This window comes from Terrisporobacter sp. (genome assembly GCF_017888745.1).
Taxonomy (GTDB): Bacteria; Bacillota; Clostridia; order Peptostreptococcales; family Peptostreptococcaceae; genus Terrisporobacter.
Genome location: NZ_JAGHFM010000225.1, coordinates 1 through 3,382, shown reverse-complemented (window position 1 = coordinate 3,382; position 3,382 = coordinate 1). Strand labels below are relative to the sequence as shown.

Annotated in this window: 5 protein-coding genes and 1 riboswitch; all 5 genes read left to right on the top strand. The window is 27.7% G+C overall.

The window, feature by feature from the left end:
• The first annotated feature begins 134 nt into the window (after positions 1-134).
• The 5 genes from J7G74_RS10715 to tenA all read left to right on the top strand — a co-directional run bounded on the left by J7G74_RS10715 (position 135) and on the right by tenA (position 3,360).
• Positions 135-323 carry a ferredoxin gene (locus J7G74_RS10715; RefSeq protein ID WP_297135105.1) on the top strand — a complete coding sequence of 63 codons (189 nt, stop codon included), beginning with the start codon at positions 135-137 and terminating at the stop codon, positions 321-323.
• Positions 324-424: 101 nt separating this feature from the next.
• Positions 425-760, top strand: a complete 336-nt coding sequence (locus J7G74_RS10710) for a GIY-YIG nuclease family protein (protein ID WP_297135104.1) — start codon at positions 425-427, stop codon at positions 758-760.
• 47 nt (positions 761-807) lie between these two features.
• Positions 808-904, top strand: a riboswitch (TPP riboswitch).
• Positions 905-1,018: 114 nt separating this feature from the next.
• On the top strand, positions 1,019-1,816 hold the full coding sequence (gene thiD / locus J7G74_RS10705; RefSeq protein WP_297135102.1) for a bifunctional hydroxymethylpyrimidine kinase/phosphomethylpyrimidine kinase: 798 nt from the start codon (positions 1,019-1,021) through the stop codon (positions 1,814-1,816).
• 69 nt (positions 1,817-1,885) lie between these two features.
• Positions 1,886-2,671: a hydroxyethylthiazole kinase gene (gene thiM, locus J7G74_RS10700; protein WP_297135100.1), complete on the top strand. Its 786-nt coding sequence runs from the start codon at positions 1,886-1,888 to the stop codon at positions 2,669-2,671.
• A gap of 26 nt (positions 2,672-2,697) precedes the next feature.
• Positions 2,698-3,360: a thiaminase II gene (gene tenA / locus J7G74_RS10695; protein WP_297135099.1), complete on the top strand. Its 663-nt coding sequence runs from the start codon at positions 2,698-2,700 to the stop codon at positions 3,358-3,360.
• Positions 3,361-3,382: the final 22 nt, after the last annotated feature.

The following is a 3,382-nucleotide window of genomic DNA, read 5'->3' as shown; positions in this document are numbered from 1 at the left end:
ATTAACTTAGAAAAGAATATAGATATGGATAGAAGTAATAAAAAATCAATAGAGCCTATTTTAGATTATATAATGAAAAAGACATTTAATTTCTAGATAGAAATAATATTTTTAATTCTTGGTGGAGGTTAAAAATGAAGGCAAAAGTTGATAGAGATATTTGTATAGGATGTGGAGCATGTGAATCTAATTGTCCAGAAGTATTTGAATTAGATGATGAAAGCATATCTATTGTAATAGTTAACAAGATTCCCGAAGCTCTAGAAGTTGGTACCTTAGATGCAGAAGAAGGATGCCCGGTTAATGCTATAAGTATTGAATAATATGAAAAAATGCTTAGTAAGAGTTGTTAATTTATATTAATAGCTCTTTTTTGTATTTTTGCTATGATATAATTTTGTTATTAAATAATATTTGGGGGGATATGAGTAGTATACCTTTAAATTGCAAGGAGAAAGAAATGTATTATACATATATAATTAGATGTAAAGATAACACGCTGTATACTGGCTATACAAGCGATATTTCAAGAAGAATGAAAGAACATGAAAAAGGTATAAATTCAAAATATACGAAGGCTAAAGGATTTCATAAACTAGAAGTATTTTTTCAGTGTAGTAGCAGAAGCAAAGCTATGAAGTTAGAAAGTTTTATTAAAAAGCAATGTAGAAATAAAAAGTTTTGGATTATATCAAATCCTGATTTGTTTATTGAAGAATTAGAATATAAAGATGAAGTAAGAGTTGGAGTATTAGAATAATAAAAGTTGACAATATTTATAAAAATACTATAATTAAGTTGAAAGTAAATAATTGCTAGGGGCGCCATTTTGGCTGAGAGGTTTATACCGACCCTTGTACCTGATCTGGATAATACCAGCGTAGGAAAGCATACATAATTTTTATAAACATATATGTGTTTTAAAAGGGTTTATAATAAGGAATGATATGCTATACCTATGAGGTGTAGCTTTTTTTATTGCAATTTTTTATGATATAAATTTAAAAGGAGAGATAACATGAGGAATTACAAAGTACCAACATTAACAATAGCAGGATCAGATTCATCTGGTGGAGCTGGGGTTCAAGCTGATTTAAAAACATTTTCTGCCATAGGAACTTATGGAATGAGTGTTATTACAGCAATTACAGCTCAAAATACGAAAGGTGTATTTGATGTGGAAGAACTAAGTAGCAAAATTATAAAAGGACAAATTAAGGCAGTATGTGAAGACATACCACCTAAAGCTATAAAAATAGGAATGGTATCTAGTCCTGAAATAATTTTGGATATAGTGGACAGTTTAAAAAAATATCCATGTGATTACTTAGTTGTAGATCCAGTCATGATTTCTAAGAGTGGATATTCATTACTTAGACCAGAAGCTAAATATAATTTAATCAAATATTTAATTCCTATGGCTTATATTGTTACACCAAACATACCTGAAGCAGAAGAAATTTCTAATATGAAAATAAATACTGTGGAAGATATGAAAATGGTTGGACAAAAGATATTAGACTTAGGACCTAAATTCGTTTTAATGAAAGGTGGTCACTTAGATGGAGATGCAGTTGACGTATTAATTGGAAAAGATACTTTTGAAGTATTTAAGTGTGAAAGAATAAATAGAAAAAATACTCATGGAACAGGATGTACCATATCTTCAGCTATAACTGCTCACTTAGCTTTAGGTTATGATATTAAAGAATCAGTAAGATTAAGCAAAGAATATATAACTGAAGCAATAAGATATAGCTTTGATATAGGTCACGGTGTGGGACCAGTTCATCATTTTTATAAGTTTGATAAATAAAAGAAATAAAATCATATAATTAAAAATTTAAATAATAAATAATAAATTTTATTAAGAGGTGAAATTAAAATGTTTGAACTAATAAATAAAGTAAAAGAATTAAATCCACTAGTTTTACATTATACAAATAATGTAACTATAACAGATTGTGCAAATACTACTTTGGCTATAGGTGCAAGTCCTTTGATGAGTTTCTCTGATGAAGAAGTTGATGATATTGTAAAAGTTGCAAGTTCAGTTGTTATAAATATAGGGACAATGAATAGTGAGATTTTAGATTTATTTGTTTTAGCTGGTAAGACTGCAAATAAATATAATAAGCCAGTTATATTAGATCCAGTAGGAGTATTTGCTACAAAAGCAAGAAGTGAACTTACAAATACCTTATTAAATGAAGTTAAATTTGATGTGGTAAGAGGAAATATCTCTGAAATTCAATTCTTAGGCGGACTTGATGTTAAGGGAAAAGGTGTGGATTCTTTTGATGATGGAAGTGATGCATCAAATATAGTAAAAACAGTTGCTAAAAAATTAGAATGCATAGTAGTAGCATCTGGAAAAACTGATTTAATAAGTGATGGAGATAAAGTCTATAAAATATTTAATGGAAGTGAAAAATTGAAATATATAACAGGAACAGGATGCATGAGTACTAGTTTAATAGGTAGCTTTTTACCATGTAGTGAAAATAAATTAGAATCTGCTGTAATGGGGACATTAGCAATGTCATTAAGTGGAGAATTAGCAGATTTAAATAATCCACCAATAGGTACTTTTAAAGTTAATTTATTTGATAATATGTTTAATTTAAACAAAGACATATTAAATAGGTATGCAAAGATTGAAGTATTATAAAAATATTTAATTAATGAGGGAATAACATGTTATTTACAGATTATTTATTTGAAGAAGTTAAAGAGCTTTGGGATGAGTATTTACAACATCCATTTTTAAAGGAACTTGGAGAAGGAACCTTAGATAAAGAAAAATTTAAAAGATACTTAATTCAAGATTATTTATATCTAAAAGAATATGCAAAAGTTTATGCTATGGCAGTTGTAAAAAGTGAAAGTATTGAAGATATGAAATTTTTCCAACAAAGTGTTAATGGAATATTAGAAGATGAAAGTGCCAACCACATATGGTATTTAAGAAACTTTGGGGAAAAGATAGAAGAACTTGAAAAATATAAAATAACTTTAGCCAATGAGAATTATACAAGTTACATGAAATCCTTAGCTCTGACAGGCGATTTAAAAGAGTTAATGATAGGAGTTTTACCTTGTGCTTGGAGTTATTATTATATAGGCATTAAATTAAAAGAAATATATAAGGATAAATTAGAAGGAAACTTTTATGAAAGTTGGATAGAAAGTTATTCTTCAGATGAGTATTATATGTGTGCAAAGAGAAATATTGCTTTTGTAAATAAGCTTTGCAAAAGCATAGATGATAATGAAAGAGAAAAATTAAAAGAAATATTTATAAAAGCTAGTATTTACGAGATGCAATTTTGGGATATGGCTTATGAGGAGGTAAAATAATGATTAATATATTAATGTTATT